This window comes from Mucilaginibacter flavus (genome assembly GCF_030409315.1).
GTDB lineage: Bacteria > Bacteroidota > Bacteroidia > Sphingobacteriales > Sphingobacteriaceae > Mucilaginibacter > Mucilaginibacter flavus.
This window is the reverse complement of record NZ_JAUFPS010000017.1, coordinates 52,579-73,074: the sequence shown is the minus strand read 5'-3', so window position 1 is coordinate 73,074 and position 20,496 is coordinate 52,579. Positions and strand designations below refer to the sequence as shown.

The 20,496-nt window shown below is 40.7% G+C and carries 9 protein-coding genes and 1 tRNA gene; 1 reads left to right on the top strand and 9 read right to left on the bottom strand.

Features of this window, described 5'->3' with window-relative positions; translation table 11 throughout:
- Positions 1–10: 10 nt before the first annotated feature.
- Both QWZ17_RS05790 and QWZ17_RS05785 read right to left on the bottom strand, forming a co-directional pair.
- Positions 11–4,888, bottom strand: a complete 4,878-nt coding sequence (locus tag QWZ17_RS05790; RefSeq protein WP_290304084.1) for a DEAD/DEAH box helicase — start codon at positions 4,886–4,888, stop codon at positions 11–13.
- Positions 4,889–5,228: 340 nt separating this feature from the next.
- Complete coding sequence (locus tag QWZ17_RS05785; RefSeq protein ID WP_290304083.1) at positions 5,229–6,323, bottom strand: tyrosine-type recombinase/integrase; 1,095 nt, start codon at positions 6,321–6,323, stop codon at positions 5,229–5,231.
- Positions 6,324–6,582: 259 nt separating this feature from the next.
- Between QWZ17_RS05785 and QWZ17_RS05780 the strand changes: the two genes are divergently transcribed.
- Positions 6,583–6,655: transfer RNA gene (locus QWZ17_RS05780), tRNA-Lys, on the top strand.
- 189 nt (positions 6,656–6,844) lie between these two features.
- On the opposite strand, the gene QWZ17_RS05775 is transcribed toward QWZ17_RS05780, so the two are convergent.
- The 7 genes from QWZ17_RS05775 to QWZ17_RS05745 all read right to left on the bottom strand — a co-directional run bounded on the left by QWZ17_RS05775 (position 6,845) and on the right by QWZ17_RS05745 (position 20,465).
- Entirely contained in the window at positions 6,845–8,434 is a 1,590-nt protein-coding gene (locus QWZ17_RS05775; RefSeq protein WP_290304082.1) for a GH39 family glycosyl hydrolase, read from the bottom strand.
- Positions 8,435–8,614: 180 nt separating this feature from the next.
- Positions 8,615–10,723, bottom strand: a complete 2,109-nt coding sequence (locus QWZ17_RS05770) for a beta-galactosidase (protein ID WP_290304081.1) — start codon at positions 10,721–10,723, stop codon at positions 8,615–8,617.
- A gap of 56 nt (positions 10,724–10,779) precedes the next feature.
- Positions 10,780–13,239 (bottom strand): glycoside hydrolase family 2 TIM barrel-domain containing protein, encoded by a 2,460-nt coding sequence (locus QWZ17_RS05765; protein ID WP_290304080.1) that lies wholly within the window; start codon positions 13,237–13,239, stop codon positions 10,780–10,782.
- A gap of 7 nt (positions 13,240–13,246) precedes the next feature.
- The gene (locus QWZ17_RS05760; protein WP_290304079.1) at positions 13,247–15,427 is read right to left on the bottom strand and encodes a glycoside hydrolase family 3 C-terminal domain-containing protein; all 2,181 of its coding nucleotides are present in this window, start codon (positions 15,425–15,427) and stop codon (positions 13,247–13,249) included.
- Between the two features lie 364 nt (positions 15,428–15,791).
- Positions 15,792–17,294, bottom strand: coding sequence for a cellulase family glycosylhydrolase (locus QWZ17_RS05755; protein WP_290304078.1), 1,503 nt, complete (start codon positions 17,292–17,294; stop codon positions 15,792–15,794).
- An 82-nt stretch (positions 17,295–17,376) separates the two neighbouring features.
- Entirely contained in the window at positions 17,377–18,849 is a 1,473-nt protein-coding gene (locus QWZ17_RS05750) for a glycan-binding surface protein (RefSeq protein WP_290304077.1), read from the bottom strand.
- A 23-nt stretch (positions 18,850–18,872) separates the two neighbouring features.
- Positions 18,873–20,465: a RagB/SusD family nutrient uptake outer membrane protein gene (locus tag QWZ17_RS05745; RefSeq protein ID WP_290304076.1), complete on the bottom strand. Its 1,593-nt coding sequence runs from the start codon at positions 20,463–20,465 to the stop codon at positions 18,873–18,875.
- Between the last annotated feature and the right edge of the window lie 31 nt (positions 20,466–20,496).

Genomic DNA, 20,496 nt, shown 5'->3' with positions numbered 1-20,496 from the left:
TTAACCGCTACTACTCAAAATTCACTTTAGGGAGAGCCTCAAAAATCTGTACAGTTTGAACACTTACGTTAATTACACTTAAAAGCAGGTCTAAGATATAGCGGGGGTTGCCAATTTCATCGCACCAATCATTCGGGTTGTTTATTATACCACTGTCTTTATGCGTAGTAATTGCGTAACGTTCCATAACCCACTCAATTGCGCTTTTACCATTTATCACATAATCATACGCAACGGCGGGTATGTTTTCAATTCGTATTTTACTGTTGTAAAGTATAGTATCTTTTTGGTCTTTTTTTGGAAAGCGCATTTTTTCAACACGATAGAACCCGTTTTCAGCTCCTATTACGTTTATGTCTGCGTATGGAGGGACATTTTCGTAATCGATATGCAATTCTGCAAATTTTCGTCCGGCTTTACTAAACTGCCAAAAATCCTTAACGTCTTCTACTAATGGTAAACGTGGTAATGTTTTTTTCAGGTCGTTGGCAAACATTATTCTATACTCAGGGCTATGTAAAAAGCCATAGACGTAATAAAAAATATCTTCTTTAGTCACAGTTTTACCGTACATGCTAATTGCTCGGCTTGATATAAATTCGCTTATGCCGTCACGCCGAATAAATTCGCTTGTTTCATCTCCGTCAAACAATCCGGGGGTTTGTCGTCGACGTTCTTCATAATAGTAGAGAGGAAAGCATTGGGTATCTCCGTTGAAATGCAAATTCGCCATATCTTTACTAATTAGCAAAGATAATCCGTTGTTAGCACCAACGGAAGAAACGCAAATCACTATGTTGCTTTTAGAGTTATTAGGGAACAACTTCGTGTTCTGATAAAGCATAGCATTTAACACTTTATCAAAATATAAGTTTTGCTTACAAAATGGTCGATAGGAACTTTGAATTATTTTTTCAGTGTCATAATCTAATATCCTTAATGCATTTAAGTTGTTTTTTAAACCCCTATCCCAACTAATTTTTTTAGGGTCAATATCAATATAAGAATCGGGGATTAGTTGAGGGGTGTTTTTTCTTTCTTCCTTAAAGCGAATTACTTGATGATTGTAAAAATCAATTGAATTAGAAATATTAGAGCCTAATTTAGTTTTGGAAAAATTATAGCACCAAGCATCTCTGCTCGTATTTATTCCTAATGAATATGTAACGAAAAAAGTTTCAGTTTTTAAGTCAAATTTATTTGCAGGTGCTATCGATATTAGGTTATCGAAATTACTATTTCTATGACTTATCCAATCACTGTGTTCATCGGGTGTTATAATTCGCCAAGCAATGGAGGGACTAAAAATACCTTTGCTTTTTTTTATAACGTTTAGTTTTTCATCTTTATTTAAATAATCGCCAATCTCACAATAATTAATAGAGGCATTCTGTCCGGCTTTTTTAGGATTTTTTACCAGTAAGGTTATTGATATGGGAGTTCGGGAACCCGAGCCAAACACGTTACCCGCTTCTTTTTGCCTTAATTCTCCGCTTGTGCGAGCATTTCCTTTTAAATTGAAAACGTAAATTGACGAAAATTCATTTTCTAAACTTTTCCTAAAGCCATCCATACCGTTTCCGTCTATCCACGCACCGTTTGAAACAAAACAAATAATCCCACCATGTTCAGGGTCTAAGCGGTCAGTACTCCAACGAAATGCTTTAATATATGAATCGTATAACGCTTTTACAGAAGTTGCTTTGCTACCTCTCGCATAAGTAAACTCGACCCTCGAATCCAGTTTTTCGTATTTCTGATTTTGAGCATTGTCATTTTCTGATTTTTGTCCAACCGAATATGGAGGATTTCCAATTATTACTCTTAAAGGTGCTGCTTTTTGTTTTGCAACCCGTTCCGAATTTTGCGGAAACATATCTTTATGAAGGATATAGTTTGCATCAGTTTCACCCAATTGAAATGTATCTGTCAAGCAAATACCATCGAACGCTGAATATTCTATTTCACCTATTGCGTCATGAAATGCATTTTCAATGTTTACTGCTGCAATATAATATGCCAACAAAACTATTTCATTAGCATGTATCTCATGTTGATACTTACGTTTTAAATCCTCCGTTGCAATTAATCCACTTTGTAATAGACGAGTTATAAAGGTTCCTGTACCTGTAAAAGGGTCAAGCACGTGGATGTTTTCATCACTAATTTTTCTGTTAAACTCGTTCTTTAATACATCGTTTACTGAGTGAATGATAAAATCCACTACTTCCACGGGGGTGTAAACAATTCCTAATTTCTCCACCATTTTAGGAAATGCTGATTTGAAAAATTTATCGTACAATTCGATTATTATACGTTGTTTACCTTCGGAATTATCAATGCCAGACGCACGCATTTTAACCGAATCATAAAATTTCTGTAGCGTTTCAGTGTCTTTCTCAACATTTTGAGCTTCCAGCAAATCCAACATTGTTTGCATGGAAACTGAAATTGGATTGTTCTTAACAAAAGAATATCCTTCAAACAAAGCCTCAAATACAGGTTTAGTTATTATGTGCTGCGAAAGCATTTCAACTGCCTCTTGTTGAGAAATACTTGGATTAATATTTTTTTGTAACCCACTTAAAAAGTCAGCAAACGCTTTCTTATGCGTAATATCTTCATTAATTAAGCGGTTAATACGCTCCGCTTGGCGTTCAGCAATCTCGGCTACATTTTTTGCCCACTGCTCCCAATATCTGCGGTCACCAACTTTCTGCACCATACGAGCAAATACAACATTTTGTAATTGCTCAAATTGTATAGCCAACTGATTGCGAGTATCATTATTATTGGTAGTCCCGTTGCTGTACGTTTCTTCCGGTTCAGCTAACATGGGTGTACCTTCATTATCAAATGAATATTCCGGTTTGGCAACTAAAATCTGTTCCGGTCGCTTTTTGTTTAGTTCGAGCTTATTTACTGTGGCGTTAAAGCGGTCGTCGTGGGCACGTAAAGCATTCAAAACAGTCCAGACTACTTTGTAACGTTCGTTATCATCCAGTGCCCTGTCGGCTTCTATATCGGACGGAACAACAACCGGTATTATAATGTAACCATACTTTTTTCCGGGTGCCCTGCGCATAACCCGCCCTACGGATTGCACTACATCCACCTGTGAATTTCTCGCCGAAAGGAACATTACCGCATCTAATGAAGGTACATCAACCCCTTCGCTTAGGCAGCGTACGTTTGTCAGTATTCTACACTCATTATTTTCTGTATCAGCCTTTAACCAACTAAGTAATTCATCCCGTTTAGGAGCCGACATTGTTCCGTCAATATGCTCAGATGATACCGAAACCATTTGCTCTCTCTTTTCGGTGGGTAGAGAACTTGTATAAACTTCGGTTGTAGAGTTAAATGTTTCCGTAATCTTTTTTGAGGCGGCTATGCTTTGGCAAAACGCTACAGCCCTACGCATTGGGTTAGGGTCAGTGTCTTTTATAATACCTTCATCCCCTAAAATTTGCTTAGATAAAGCGTTGATACAACCAATTAGCTTGGAAGCATCGTCGGTGTTTATCTCACTTTCATACCCGGCTATCATTTTTTGTATAGCTGGCGGAACATCTTTATCACTAAGGGTCAAAATTAAAACCTTATAATCGGTAAGTAAATCCCTTTCAACCGCTTCCCCAAAACCGATTCTATAAATTTCGTCGCCATATAATTTTACATCGTCCATAGAGCATAAAACCGCCTCGGCTTGTGCTGCCTTGCTCTTAGTATCGTCGCTGTATAAACGTGGCGTAGCGGTCATGTAAAGCCGCTTCTTTGCCTTTATAAAAGTATTGTCATGGACTTTGGTAAATGCTGATTCATCCTCCCCGGCTAATGATACTCCGGTAGTACGGTGTGCTTCATCGCAAATAATTAAATCAAATTCATCAAAGCCATTACTTAATTTCGTTAGTTCTTTTTGTGCCTTTGATATAACTTCTATTGACTGGTAAGTAGAGAAAACGACCGTCAGCCCTTTGCTACCACCAACCTTTATTTGATTAAATTGATGAATAATTTCATTTACGTTAGTCGAGGCTGGCAAAGCTAAATCAACCACACTAAAACCATCGCTATCATCATGCTGTGTTTTTTTTCGACTTATTTCCGGGTCGGAACATATACAGACAGCGTTAATAGGCTCCATTGCATGTGCTGACCATTCTCTTAGGGTTTGCCCAACCAAAGCAATAGAAGGCACTAAAAACAATACCAGCCCTTTACCTTTGGTCTCATTCTCAGCAATTCGCAGGGACGTAAACGTTTTGCCAGTACCGCAAGCCATAATTAGTTTACCTCTGTCATTTGCTGTGAAGTGCAGGTTTGTTTTTTGTAATGCTTCTTTTTGATGTCCCTTGATAGGGTGCTTTGCCAAACGTGAACCCTCACCATGCACGCCCTCTTCTAATTTTGTCCAGTCAACCGGAGCATCTTGTAAATCAGATAAGTTAATTCTCGTAACCGGAGGGTGTTGATTTTTTATTGCTTCGGTGGCATTTGCGCCCCAATGGTTAGTCGTTGAAATCCAAAGTCTATGAGCGAAGCCGGTAGTTTTTAAGTTCTCGTCTTTGAATTTACGGCTTGAAGTTGAAAGAAATGAATCAACTGCGGGTTTATCAATTATCGAACTTTCTTGATGACATTTACATTGTATAGCCCAATAATCACCGTCATTAGTCATCGAAACTAAATCAATTCCCGTATCGCCGCTACCCAAGTCTCGTTTACCCGGAAATTCGTTCCATAACCAAACTTTTTTGAATAAGTAAGAATACTTAGGGTCGGTTTGGAGGTATGCTTGCATCAACCTTTCAAACCTATTACCCTTATCCCGTTCTGAAAATGATATTTTCCTGTATTTGTCAAGTATTTTGTTAAAGCTCATTTTCAGTTCGTTAAATAATAAAATTGACGGTTCTGTTCTGAATAGTCCAAGTAAGCTAAGTTATTTTAATTGGTGGAATTTATTAGAAATTTTTTAGTCAGAGAAAATCATAACACAACGCTAATTAATGGGATGGATTTTTTGCAAAAAAAAATTTGAAGAAAACTTTATAATTTAATCAACTGGTCGTGATTTTAAAAGGTCTTTCATTTCCATCAAAAAATTACATTGCGATTCTCGGAGCAAGTCCCACCGGGGATGGGGGCGTTAAAGGGTGGGTGGGGTAAAGGGGATACTACCCATGCGCACGCTACTCACCATCCCGTCCTCTAAAATTGAACTATATAAATTCCAAAACAGGTAATGCGTCTTTCAATTGCTGGCTATTTAACTCCCCTAAGCCCCTCAGATAATTCAACGTCACTATCATGGTAGAATGCCCCATAAGTTGTTGAATGATGTGAATGTCTTTCGTCCTGTTATACACATCAACGGCAGCGGTATGGCGGAATGAATATATGGTTTGGTCTTTTTGAAGTATTCCTTTACTATACATTGCAGGTTTTAACCTTGACCAAATTAAGTTAAAGTAATAATCATTGTATGTTGTTTGGGTTAGCGTAAACAAGTTAATTTCAGGTTCGTGTACCGTTGATAGCCTTTGTTTTATTAGCGGTTGTAAGTATTCGGGTATTGATACAACCCGTACCCGTCCGCTTTTATTCTCGGCTCCTGATAATGATATTAATGAAAAACTATCGTTGAAATGTTTTCTTTTTAATAGCCTTATTTCTTGATGCGGTCGTAACATGCAACAGTAAGCTAATAAACAACAGATATATAAATCTTCATTGTTAGTTTTTAGAAATTGTAGGATTGTGGTTAGTTGTTCTTTTGTATAAATCTTATGTAATGCAGCCTTAGTCTTTAACCGTGGTGCGTTCTTACTCAAATTATCGGTTATGAGCTTTTTCCTGATGAACTCAGCAAAGAAAACGCTTAACATTCTTCGCCGCCCCATGTAGTAAGTACTGGTTGCTTTATGTTGGTTCAAAAAATCTTCGACCCTTTGTTGTTCGAGGTTTTTTATATCGTCTGCTTTTTCATCGTTAGTTAAGAATTTCAGGAAATCGTCAACCAACCGTTTAAGTTCTTTCTTATAATCATAGCTTAACGGACTTGTCATTTTTGCATACTCAACATCCCGAAAAGCTTGTTCAGTGGTTTTGACGATAACTTTTTGAACTTTTATAGGTTCAACCTCAGTGACTACTTGCGGGGCATACCCGGTTTCGAAAGCTTTATTAACCTCAAATAAAAGTTTACCTAATAGCTTGTTTCTTTCTGCTACACTTATCGCTTTATTGGGGTAAATTGGAATATTAAGATTAGTACCACTATATAAACGATACCGTACGCCATCTGAATAGTACATAATATAAGACCTATTTTTTAGGCTTCTGCTGGTAACGATTTTTGGTTCAGTATTAAAGTTACTGACGCACTCACTCACACTCGATTTAAACATAAAAATGGCTTAACTGACGCACTTAGTGACGCACTTAACCCTGACGCATGTAAAAATCCTCGCTTTGTGTAATTTTATTAACTGAATTATTTTTACTCAAAACGCTTCGTTTATAGCTAAAAAAGCGTTTCTTTGTACCCTATTTAAACCAGCCCGTGTTTAAAACGACTTGGTAGCTCAGCCGGTAGAGCAACTGACTCTTAATCAGTGGGTCGAGAGTTCGAGCCTCTCCCAGGTCACACTTCAATCAGCCACTTACGATTTATTATCTCAAGTGGCTTTATTTTTCTCACACAAACACCAAGGTTATTATTCAAATCCCTTTTTAGCCGCATAAAAATCGCGCAATGAGTTTTTTTGCACCTGGGCGTTTTCTGATAAGCATCTACAAGACCAGCAGTTAATGCCAGCCTTGCTATTAGCAGCCATTAAAGCTTGATCATATTGATAAAAAAAACGTCATTCTCTCTGATCGCAAGCTTCTTTGAAAATACCCCGGAGCTACCGATGATGATGTTCTCCGTCAAAACGGGGCTACCGTTATTCTGCTTCTTGAGCAAATCGACCTGAGTTTTGCTCAATTGGTCGGGTTTATGAAAGGATAGATAGGTAGTATAAGGATCATTTACCCTGTAACCCGTTTGATAAACTTCCATCCTATATTTCCCTTTGGACATACCAGTTATAGCCAACTCAACCTGTCCTTTTGCTTTAGCAGGCAGATCCCGGATATAGTACGATTGGTTATTAACAGAATCTGGCAGGGTGTAAGTATAATCCCATACCAAAACCTGAATATCACCTTTTTTATTTTTGCAGGCCCATGAAGAATTATCCTGGTTGGCTATTTCGGTTTCGCCTAATTTGTTTAAAAAAGAATAGGCGAAGAACGCCGGTTTCTTGATCCCCTGCGTATTCAGCAAACCGAAGCCTCCATGAAACGGGGTAAATCTTGGTCCTGCTTCTTCAAAAATATCAGTAAACGTCCAATACGACATGGAATTTGCCGCCGACCCTATTTGTTTTAACTTTTCAAGTATGTATGCGGCTCCATGATAACTATCATGGAACGGGTCGGCAGGTGTATAAGATGAACTCCATTCTGTATAATGCAACTCCAGTTTGGGAAGCGCTGAATTTTGAATTTGCCTGCGTGAATTCCAAACGTCGCCGCTAATGCTCTCCTTGTTTTTGTCGAGCACAGTACCTGTTGCTCCATATTCATCCAAAAAACCCTGTTTTACGCCATAAGCGTGCGTGCTGATAAAATCAATGGGGACAGAATTCTTACTGCAAAAATCTATCATTTCGGGTACCCACGCCGCCCCTGCTGTGGCGGGGCCGCCAACTTTATAAGCCTGGTTTACACTTTTTATTGCCTGCGCGCTGTATTGATATAGCTTAAAATAGTCGTTCTGCGAACCTGTCCAGAAGCCATCTTTCAGGTTGGGCTCATTCCAAACTTCAAAATACCATGTTTTAACCTCATCAGTTCCGTATCGTTCGGTAAAATGCTGAGTTAGGGTACGGATTAAACCTTCCCATTTTTTATAATCTTTAGGCGGTGTTACATTCCCTCTCCACCAAAAAATTGTTTTACTGCCGCTTGCCAACGCCCCCGGCATAAATCCCAATTCAACAAAGGGCTTCATACCTATACTCAGGATATAGTCATACAAAGCGTCTACATATTGGTAATTATATTGTGGATTTCCATTTCCGTCCTCCTTATAAACAGCCATATCATCAGTCAGTAAGCCGTGCATCCTGATATATTTAAAACCACACTCCTTCCTTAGCGTGGCCAGTTGCTGCTGCCAATCGGCCCTCAATCCCTCATTGGCACGACCAGCGCCTACGCATACCTTAAACGATGTATTAAAACTTCCTTTTTCTTTATTGAAGTCAAGGGTAATTACTCGTTCGGATTTGGCGTTTTTGTTTAAATTGTTACTTTGAGCAAAAACATTACTAACAAGCAGGCAGCCCAAAACAATTGGTAATATTTTCTTTTTCATATAGGTTAGTTTCTTTTTCATACGCGCCAATAACTCTGGTTGCAGGTTAACAAGTCTGGTACAGGAAAATTATTGGCAACTAATTTTCAACTCTCTTATTAATACTTATGTATGGCCGATAGTCTTCCCAAACTATCCTGCTTTTCAATACTAAGAGGGTTTTCTTTTTAATATCATTAATCACTCACTCCAAACCAATACACCTGCGAGTTTCAGCGTTGTTTCGCCAACAAGAATTTTTGAGCTACCCGGAATATTCATGACATAATCAGCGGAAGAATAATTCAACGCCGTGTAAAAACCATCACGCCAATAAACAAATATCCCCGGAGGATAGTCCTCCGTTTTAGCACCGGCATCTGTGTAAATTTGTCTCAACACATCCTTTTCTAATTTGGAATCGTCGGTATCTACACCAATATAGGTTACAGTGCCTTTTCCTATCCGATGCTTTACAACAGCAGCCTTTCCTTTATAGAACTGGTTATTATAGGTGGCCAGCACTCCTGTGGTATCTTCCGGCACAAGTAAATCCGCCCAGGTATGCCATGAATAATGATTTGAATTCATCAGTATATCGCCTTTACCATATGATGAAAGCATATCTGTTTGACTTATATGGGCACCAATCAGGTTTGAAATTGGCAAAGCAGTCTCTCCTTCCCAAAAATGGCCCCTGCGATCTTTAGTAGCAGTGCGGCAGGTAATAACCAGGTTGCCGCCTTTTATGACATAGTCATTCCATTTTTTTACCAGTGCCGAATCAGCCATTTCGTAAGCCGAAACGATTACCACCTTATACTTTGACAGATCTGTTGTTTCCTGGATTACATCAACAGGAGCTCCCAATGACTTCGCGGCTTTAAGAAATTTCAGCGGATAATCCCATGTATTCCACTGTCCTGTCTGTTTTTGCCTGTCAATACTCCAGTAATTTTCCACATTCCAAAGAAGCGCAGTTGACCGTGCGGCCAATTTCGTCGGCAGTTTTGTACCTGGCTTAAATTGCGTTCGCAGTTCTGTTATTTCTTTCATGAACTGCATATAGTCTTTACCACCCTGCGAAGGCGTTACGCCATCTGTTTGTATCACACCTGCATGATATTGTTCGGCACCATACAAGATCTGACGAAAACGGTATGAGCAAGCAATCTTTCCTCCCGCCGCAAAACTGTGGTACAACCATAAGCGAACGGTACCCGGTAAAAGCAGGGGATTGTAGCTTCCCCAGTTAACAGGGCCGGGCTGAATCTCCAAAACACCAGACACACCGCCTACGGATTTATAATATTCTGAAGCAAAAAGAACAACGTCACTGTTACCTAAACGAAAACCCGATTCTCCAATATTATCACTACCTCCGTTTGGATACGCCGTATATGCCGCAAAATCCAGTTTCGTGGTACGGTTAGGGTCCGAACCCGTACAAACGGCAGTATAGTTGGTGGTAACAAATTGGGACTTTGAGATGTAATTACGTAAAGTGCCCGCCTGCAAATCAAGAAATTCAGCCTGGGCATCTGCGGAATATCTCTTAAAATCCAGTAAGGCGTGAGGGTTATTACCCCACCAGCCTACCAAGCTCGTATTAGGGATGATTACCTGGTCAAAGTTATTAAACCACTGGCTCCAGAAAGCGGCGCCCCAGGCCGTATTTAACGCATCAATGGTTTTGTATTTATTTTTCAGCCACGCTCTGAATGCTTCCTGAGATGATGGACTATAATCAGAAACTGCACCAGGCTCATTATCTATTTGCCATCCCATAATATTGCTGTTCTGCCCGTATCGTTTTGCCATCTCCCCTACTACTCTTTTCACAAAGCCTCGATATTTAGCATTCACCATCGACTCTAATCCCCGTGTACCATTCTCCGCACGGATGTAGTGACCATCCATAATAAACGTCTCCGGGTAGTTTATGCGCATCCATGTTGGGGTAGTGGCCGAGGGTGTACATAGCAACACCTTAAGGTGATACTTTGCGCAAAGCCCCACCACCTTGTCCAGCCAGGTAAAATCAAACCGACCTTCTTCGGGCTCCATTTTAAACCAGGCAAATTCGGCAAGGTGCACAAACTCAAAACCCATAGTGGATATCTTTTTTATATCCCTTTCCCACTGGGTTTCGTTCCAGTGTTCGGGGTAATAGTAGATACCAGTGGTTACCAGATCCTTTTCAGGAAAAAAATGATTACCATCCTGGGCTTTCACATTCAATACCGAAATAAGTATTGTTAACAGAATTAGTGGTATAGATTTTGTCACGTCATCAATAGTTTTTTTCATTTTTAATTATTTAAAAACACACTCAAGAATTTACAAACACCATACAGCCCAAAGCATCAATTTTTAAGTGTTTTGATGTCCAAAGTTGCTTCGGACAGGTTTGGGGAAGTAACCGTAAGTATAACTTCACCCGGGCTATGGGTGCTTCTGATAACAACCATCGCCCGCCCGTGCCAGGCTTTACGTGAGTTGCCTACGTACTGGTCATAGTCTTTAATATCGGCATTATCTATCCCGGCAATTACGCCTGGCCCATCAATTTTAAAATGTAAACGATTTGCCGCGTTCGGTTGAATTATTCCGTCCTTGTCAGTTATTTCAATCGCTACATATGATAAATCCTGCCCATTGGCCAATATTTCTTTACGATCGGCAATTACTTTAATCTTTGCAGCGTCGCCGGAAGTTTGCAAAACTGATGATTCTATTCCCTGATCATTTTCGACACCAACCGCTTTGAGAAGTCCTGAGGTATAGGGTACCGAAAAAATTGCTTTATACTCCTGCTCTTCGGTTGTCGGCTTTTCACCGATAAGCTTATTATTAAGGTAAAGCCTCACCTTTGAATATTTTGAATATACTTCTACATCCATATTCTTCCCTTCATAGCCTGGCCATGTCCAGCTTTCCCAGGTTGGCCACACAGACCATCTTGTTTCCTTAATCTCCAATGGCTCGGGGTTGGGTTCACGCACAGCCATATATAGCTTCTCTGTGTTATTATACAATAGGCTTCGGTAATGCGATATCGGTTTTCTCCACCCAATCAAATCTATATCTCCGCAATAAGCCCCATGCCATGGAAAAAAATCGTTTTCCCAATTCTCTCCGGGAGTCTCACCAGAATAATAAAAACGGCCTATTCCAGACTCGCCCAGATAATCAATTGCCGACCATACAAAATCACCTATAATATAATTGTTTTTTTGCACCAGCTTCCAATTGGCAAAGGCATCCCGCGGGTATGACTCCGTCTGAACAATAATGCGGGATGGTACTCTCTGATGATCAGCCGGGGCACTATTTAGTTGATAATTATAACCAACAACATCATGAGCTGCCATAAGCGGATCAAAAGATTCCCATTCATTTCCCCAGGTAACTATGGCGGATGTAACCGGCCTGGTGGTATCTATATTTTTAACAGCGCCAGCCAGCATTTTAGCAGTTTTTACCGCTTCAGGTGTTTTTCTCTCAGATACTTCATTACCAATACTCCACATAAAAATCGACGGATGGTTCCTGTCGCGAAGTATCATAGTTTCTAAATCACGTTTCCACCATTGGTCAAAATATATCGAATAATCGTACTTATTTTTCCCTCCCCTCCAGCAGTCAAAAGCTTCATCAATAACCAACAGACCTAACCTGTCGCAAGCGTTTAAAAAAGCTTCGGAAGGTGGGTTATGCGAAGTTCTTACGGCATTAAATCCGGCAGCTTTTAATTGCTCAACCTTACGTTCTTCGGCCCGGTCAAAAGCCGCAGCCCCCAGGCAGCCGTTGTCGTGATGAACACATCCACCGGATATCTTTACCGTTTTTCCGTTAAGCTGAAAACCTTTTTCAGCACTAAAATTCAGGGAGCGAATACCAAAACCAGTTTGGGTTTCATCTACTATGTTATTACCTTTTAATACCTGAATTTGTGCCCGATATAAATTGGGAGTTTCCGGCGACCATAGCAGAGGATCAGATACCTTTATTATTTGTGCAATTTCTTTTTCATGATGAGGCTGCAGTTCTACCGTTATGCTATTATTTCCCGCATTTTTAGAATTTACAGCGTATAACCGGGTCTTAAGAACAATACTTTGCAAAAAAGCAGTCTCGTTCTTTATCAAAGTCTTTATCTGAACAGATGCTTCTTTTACAGATACATTAGGAGTTATAATAGCAATTCCCCATTGGGCTGTATGCACCGGATTGGAAACCATCATCCAAACATGGCGGTAGATCCCCGAGCCTGTGTACCACCTGCTATTTATTTGTTGCGAATTGTCTACACGTACAGCTATCACATTTTCTTTGTTAAAATCCAAAAAAGGTGAAAGGTTATAGCTGAATGAAGAATAGCCATATGGCCTTACACCAAGCGATTTTCCATTAATGAAAACTTCGGAGTTCATATATACCCCCTCGAAATATACGGCAACGTTTTTATCTTTCCATTCACGCGGAACCGTGAACGTTTTCCTGTACCAACCTATGCCTGCGGGGAAGTAACCGCCGGCTCCTCCTGTTGAATTTTTAGGGCTTATTTTTCCTTCAACGCTCCAATCATGTGGTAAGTCAAGATTACGCCAACCACTGTCATCAAAACCAATTGATTTGGCCGATGCTTCATCGCCCAAGTTAAATTTCCAATTGTAATCAAATAACTGTTTTCGCGCCATATGACCCTTATCCTGGGCGAAACTAAAACTGCTACAGACTAAAATTAAGATGACTATAGCTATCACTTTCATAAAAGTGCTGGTGTTTGAAGTATAATACAATTCATTTAGACGGATAATCATCGCGCTGTTAGTTAACTGAAATCTTCACTTTCTGAGTAATGCTGCCAGATGAACTCCCTAACTGCAGGACGTATTCACCGACTTCGGCATTCCATGCTTTTTTTAATTCGTCATAAAACGCCAGGTCGGCAACTTTCACCTTCATTTCTACTTTTTTTATTTCGCCGGGTTTCAAAAAGATCTTTTTAAACCCTTTAAGCTCTTTTTCCGGGCGCAATACAGAACAAACCGGATCACTCACATATAACTGCACAACTTCGGCTCCGTAGCGGCTGCCTGTATTTCTGATGGTAAATTTTGCATGGATGGTTTCATTTTTTGCGTAGCTTAATTTATCGGTTGAAATATTACCGATGGAAAAATCAGTATATGAAAGCCCATAACCAAAAGGAAATTGCGGTTGAATTTTCCTGGTATCGTACCAGCGATATCCAACCAATATGCCTTCTTTATATTCGGCCGTAAGGTTTTTACCCGGATAAGTATTTAAGTTGGCGGCGGGCGAATCTTTTAATGAGACAGGAAAAGTAAACGGCAATTTACCGGATGGGTTTACAACACCTTTTAATACATCAGCCAATGCATTACCAGCTTCTGAACCGTTAAACCACGACCAAACAACCGCATGGTTTGATTTTTTAATTTCATTAAGATCATATGGCGCACCGGCCATAATTACAACAATGGTTTTAGGATTAACGGCCGTAACCGCGTTAACTAATGCCTGCTCCCCAAAAGGCAGTTCCAGGTTTTTACGATCATGACCTTCACTTTCATACTCACGATTTGAGCCAATACATAAAATAGCTACATCGCTGGTTTTTGCAAGTGCTACCGCCTCATCAATCAGGTTTTGGTCGGGCTGATCATAACCGCTATTTTGTTCGTCAGTTCTGCTTGCCAAATAGTTCGCTCTGTATCCCTGGGCAAAACTGATGCTGGCAGTTTTGCCAAACCTTGATTTTATGCCATCTAATGCTGTAACCTCCTTTTTAGCCTTTACACCTGCACCGTACCCACCCAAAGCGAAGGTGCGTATGGCATTATCGCCTATAACAGCAATCCTTTTAACAGAATTTGCTTTTAAAGGCAATAAATGGTTATCATTTTTTAGCAACACGATGGATTCTGAGGCAATATCATACGCGGCTTTGGCATGCGCCGGTGTAGCAATAGATCCTTTGGGATGATTCGCGCTCAAAGATGTATGGTACATTAACCACAAAACCCGGTAAACTTTATCATCAATTGTTTTTACCGATACCTGGCCGGCCTTAACTGCAGCAAGTAATGGCCTGGCAAAATACCATTGGTCATAGTAGCCCTTTGACCCCATTTCAATATCCAACCCGTTGTTGGCCGCCGCAATGGTATGATGAGTACCAGCCCAGTCAGACATAACCACCCCCTTGAACCCCCATTCGCCTTTTAACACTTTATTCAATAAAAAATCATTTTCGGAACACCAATAACCGTTTAATTTATTGTAGGCCGACATAATGGTGTAAGCATTCCCTTGTTGTATGGCCGCTTTAAATGCCGGAAAATAAATTTCGCGTAAAGCCCTTTCGCTAACTAATGTATTTACGCTATCGCGGTCGAGCTCCTGGTTGTTGGCAGCAAAATGTTTTATACAGGCCGCCACATGCTGGCTTTGAATTCCTTTTACAGATTGAATAGCCAATTGACTGTTTAAATAGGGATCTTCTGAATAATATTCATAGGTGCGGCCGCAAAGCGGCATCCTGCAAATATTGAATGCCGGTGCAAGCATCACATCTTTTTTTCGGGCATTCGCCTCTTCGCCTATAACTACACCATATTTGTTTGCCATCAGGGGGTTCCAGGTGGCTGCTATTGCCGAACCATTTGGTAAAAATGTAGCAGAATCAGTCGTCCAGTTAGCCGAAGCCCAATCAAAACGTTTTATTTCTTCGCGTACACCCAAGGGGCCATCATCGCACGTTAACTCCGGAATACCTAACCGGGGCACGCCAGCCGAAGAAAATAGCGCGTTGCCGTGAAGCATCCCTATTTTTTCTTCCAGTGTCATTTTTTTAATGATGCTGTTGATCTTTACTTTTAATGCCGCCTCAACTTTATTTTGTGCCGAAACCCCATTAAACAGCGAAAGCGCAACAACACTGGTAATTATATATTTAACAAGTAATTTTATTTTATTTTTCATTATCCATTAAGATGTATTCAACAGAATATGCCTGTGCTGTGCGTTTATATTTACGCTATTTTTCACTGTCGCCGAAAATGGCTTTGCATATTCCATGTCAGGAAATCTTTAGTTTGATGACGTTCCAACTGTGCCGCCAGATCAATTATCATTGAAGTACGTCTTCCCTAAAAATTCTCCGTTTTCTGTTCCGCCGGTAAGCGTTAATAGTAAAGGCCTTTTATAGTATAGTTTTTTACAAAAAAATGCCGGGACCTCTCGGTAAAGGCCCCAGGCATTCACTTATAATCAACTAACACTCTCTTTTATTTAACTGATATTGTTAATACCGATTTTAATTGTTGCGCGCCGCCAGTCGTACTTTTTAAAAACCCGCGCCTTTTTTTAGCGAATCCAATGTACGCTGGTTGCCGATAGTATTAGTTTGGCGGTTAAATACATCACTTGCCCATAAAAATGGCAGCACGCCATTTGTTTTGGCTTGTTGTGTGATGTAGCGATAAAAATGCATCTGAGAATTTACAGATAATAACGAATCTGCCGGATACCCTTTTAATTTATCGGCATGGTATTCCGTGCCATATTCGCCCATAATCATGGGTATCCCCTTATCTACAAAGTTTACTTTGGCGGTGTGGAATATCGAATCTACAAAATGTTCTTCTGTCGAGGCAGCAGAATTTCGGTCAAGGAAAAGCGGATTTTTTGTATGAAGGCTTGTTCCCCAGAAAAACGCCTCTTTTCCCCAGCTGGCATCGGCAGATAGTATACAAAAATTCGACGGAGTATAATAATGAAACTCAAATATCATTTTATTAGGCGTAGGGTCCACAGGCAATTGAACCGCTTTAAATACATTAGCTGCCTTTAAATATTCGTTTGCTAAATCAATTGATGTTGAAGGAGTTTGAATAATTAAAGTACGATAACTGTTTTTACCGCCGGTACTGCGTACCGCGTTAATAAAGGTTTGATGATAACGCATTAACACATTTGATGTTGGTACATCTGTAGCATTAGGTTCATTGGCGCTGGCAAACATTAAATGTTCGTCAAAATCGCGCAATGTGGTGGCTATTTGCTCCCAATAAGCTTTTTGCTTAGCATTAATAGAATCCTGTTTGGCACCTGTTGCTGTACAATCAAGCCAGCCATTATCATAATGAATATTAACCATCACATAAACATTATCATTGATACAATATTGAACTACTTGTTTAACCCGGGCGAGCCACACGGGGTCTATTTTAGCAGTTTTTTTATCAATTATATGCGACCAATCGTACTGAACAGGTAATCGTACCGCATTCATACCGCTATTTTTAATTAAATCAATCAGTTGCTGGCTGATTGCAGGATTTCCCCAGCCGGTTTCTCCGCCCGGAGCTTCCATGGTGTTATAAATATTGTATCCCATTTTAATATTTGCCGCCAGCTGTGTAGCAGTACTGCCCATACCTGTTGCGTCGGGTGCCACTGGCGATGTATTATATGATGGATAAATTTTGGCATTTTGCATTACCGTAATTCGCCTGCTTTGCCCGTTGGTTGAACTTAAATTTAAAAGCACAGAGCGGCTCATGCCCGATGAATTTGCTGGGGCTGTTACATTAATGGCGACATTACCGCTATTGCCCGATGTTTGACTTAAATGCAGCCATCCTACGCCGGTAGTATCAACACTCCATGCGGCATTACTGGTAAATTTTAAGGCAACAGTTCCTCCAGCTTCCGGGATAGTATCTGTTAAGTTTGAAAGCGTAAGCTGTGCAGGTGCCGTTCCTGATTTTTTACAAGAAGCCGCAATTAAAACTGCAAAAGATACTCCCGCAATTTTAAAGGCCGTCTTTATTCTGGTTATCTTCATATTCATTTTTTGTTGAAAATATTATCTTCTGATTAATTTAAGTTCCATGGCGGGTATGCCGCTATGGAGCTTAAACTGTTGTTTATTTAATTTTTACAACTCTGAAGTTGTCAAAAGCACCATAAAAGCCTGTTGCTGTGGCTGCAGTGCTATAGTTGTGTATGTACACGAAGCACGAGGTATTTCCTGATGGGCCAACCAAATCAGCAATTTTGGTTATAGCGTCGCCTTTTCCGTCGCCAAGCGTTGGATCTGCTTTACGGAAAGATGACAACGGGATAGTTACCGTTATCCACCCTTTTGTGGCGTAGGCCGCGGTGGTAGTCGCGTTTTTTTGCCATGGCTCCCATCGGGCTATCGGGCTGCTATCTATCCCACTCAAAATATCTATTGTACCACCATTCCAGGGTTTCGAAACATTTACTTCGAATTTAAAAGCCCAATTGCTAACCTGATCATTAATATTGGCTGTTGGTACCCACTGTGCGCCGTTCATACGTATTGCGTAACTGGAGTATGTATTTCCTTCGGCGGGAGACAGAACACCGGTTTTAAGCACCATATATTGAGTTGAATTACCTGGAAAATCTGGGCTGCCACTTGTGTAGTACGAACCACCCCACCATTGCCAGTTAAAGTTTCCTCCCCATTCCCAATCTGATATTCTGCCAGTTGCAACATCGTTCACATTGTACACGGTAGCAGCAGCGCCAAACTTTGTAGTAACAGATACCGGCCCGCTTTTAGTTAAAGCCGGTAAAACAAAACGGGCAGAGGTTCCATCACTTGTTTCTTTAAAAGAAGTAATTAAGGTACCTGCAAAAGATAATGATTGGATATTTTTAAGATATGTGCCATAAACAAACACAGAATCGCCCTGGCTGGCATTTTCATTAGAAATGCTGGTAATGGTTGGCGTTGCTACTATTTTTAAATTAACAGTACCAGACTTTGTGACTACCAATATCTGATCAGTAGGCGTGGTTGCCGGCATGATAAAGCCAAGGGAAGTTCCGTCGAGGTTTGATTTAAACGTTGTAACCGGAGTTCCGCCATACAAAAAGCGTTGCACCAGTACCAGATTTGTGCCATAAAGGTGAACAGAATCGCCCGGGGCAGCAAACACGTTAGAAATAGCAGTAACGGTAGGCGCTGCAGGTCCTAATTTAAAAGAAAACGTTGTTGAACCTGTTGTTGTGGCATATCGTACTGTATACAGTTTGGTAGTATCGATTGTTGAAAATTGTATGGCTGGTATTTGTACCACAGCGCTATTTGGGGCAAACAAGGCAGAGTTAAAAGAGGCCGAAACTCCGTCAAAAGAGATTTGAGTTGCATTTTGCAAATTCTGCCCGGTTATCACAACCCACTGGCCTTTTGCCACCGCGCTATTTAAAACCGTATCATTAGGCGAAGCCACATAACTTTTAATAGCCGCGATAACCGGAGCGGCACCGCCGCCACCATCGGTATTCTTTTTACAAGCTGGTAATAAAGCCGCTATCATCAAGAAAAACGGCAAAAAACACAAGCGTAAGTATGATTTCTTTTTCATAACAATATGTTTTAATTTTTTGATTAATAGTATGGTACCGGGGGTTGTGCCAATTTAGGGTCACTGGTTAACTCCGATGATGGAATTGGTAACGTAAATGAATTGATAGTTGCCGGAAGCGTAGATGGTAGCGCGGTGGTGTCCCTTGTCGCTGTTTTCGTTGCAGGGTCATAAGTAAACGAAATCCGGCCATGAGTAGCATCCTGATCATTAAGAAACTTCACAGCATTAGTGGGGTCATAATAAGAATACCTAACAAGGTCAATCCAATATTGTCCTTCAAAAGCCAGTTCAACTCTTCTTTCAGTACGCAGTGCAGCGGGGGTTATCACATTCACAATATCCACGCCGGCCCTTGCACGCACTTTATTAAAATAAGTTAAGGCGTCACCATTGCTCGTGGTAGTATTATTACCCAAAATAGCTTCGGCATATACCAGATACACATCGGCCAATCTAAGAATAGCGTTGTGTTCGATGGATGACCATGTATCCATTGTTGGCGAATTGTTATCTTTTTCGTTACCAATAATGTGTTTTTTTAGTCCCGTACCTGTCGCCTTATAACCACCGCCGGCAGCATTCAATTCGGGATAAAAATCTCCGTTGAGCATAATAGTGGCTTTGCGCCTTACCGTATCCTTAGCAGAATACATCCGGTACAAATCATAAGTTGGCTGCAGGGGTTGCCATCCACCTTGTTTTTGAGGAAGAACAGCGGCTGTTGGCGAAAAATAAGTTTGTAAATTGTTGCCGTTTCCGTAACCTACGCCAGCGGCCCATTGAAGGGAAAATAATGATTCGGCGTTATCGTTGTTTTGAGCCTTGAAAAGGTCATAATAATTGGGCAATAAATCTAACCCGCTATTTTTACACACGTTGCCTGCGTACTTTTTGGCACTATCTAACAAAGCCTGATCGCGTACACCGCCGCTTTTGCCTAAACCCGCCATCGTCAAATATACTTTGCCCAGCATTCCCTGTGCCGACCAGGTAGTTACCCGCCCCTTTTCATCTGTTTGAGGAAGGTATTGTGCTGCATAAGTCAGGTCTTTAGTAACGAACTTATAGACATCCGAAACAATATTACGATTTCGAAGCGGATCTTGTATCAGTTTGCTGTTATCTTCAATAATGGGTACCGCACCCCAATATACCGCCAAATGGTAATAAGCTACGGCACGAATAAATTTTGCCTCACCTATGGCGGCATTTCTGTCTGCTGCCGAAATAGACGGAGATGCCTGTTGCTGTATGGCATTGATAACGCCATTACATTGCGCTATAACATTGTACAACCCAACCCAACCAGTTGTTACAAGACCATTTTGCGCCGTAATAGTGCGTGTAAAAAGCTGTACCAAATCGTTACTATACTGAAAACTGCCGGTGCCGCTTAATACGTCGCCAAGTGGTAACCAGGCACCATTGTGCCATTGCCACCACAGCGAACCGCCGTAAAGGCCAGCCGTAGCCAGCCGTAAATCAGAAGTGGTTTTGTAAAAATTATTAGAACTTATCTGCGAGTTGGACGGACGGTCCAAAAAGCTCTTTTTACATCCGGCCGCTGCTGCCATACATAGCAGGATGATGATAATTTTGTTAATTAATTTCATAAACATATTTTTTAAATCGGTGATCGTTTTA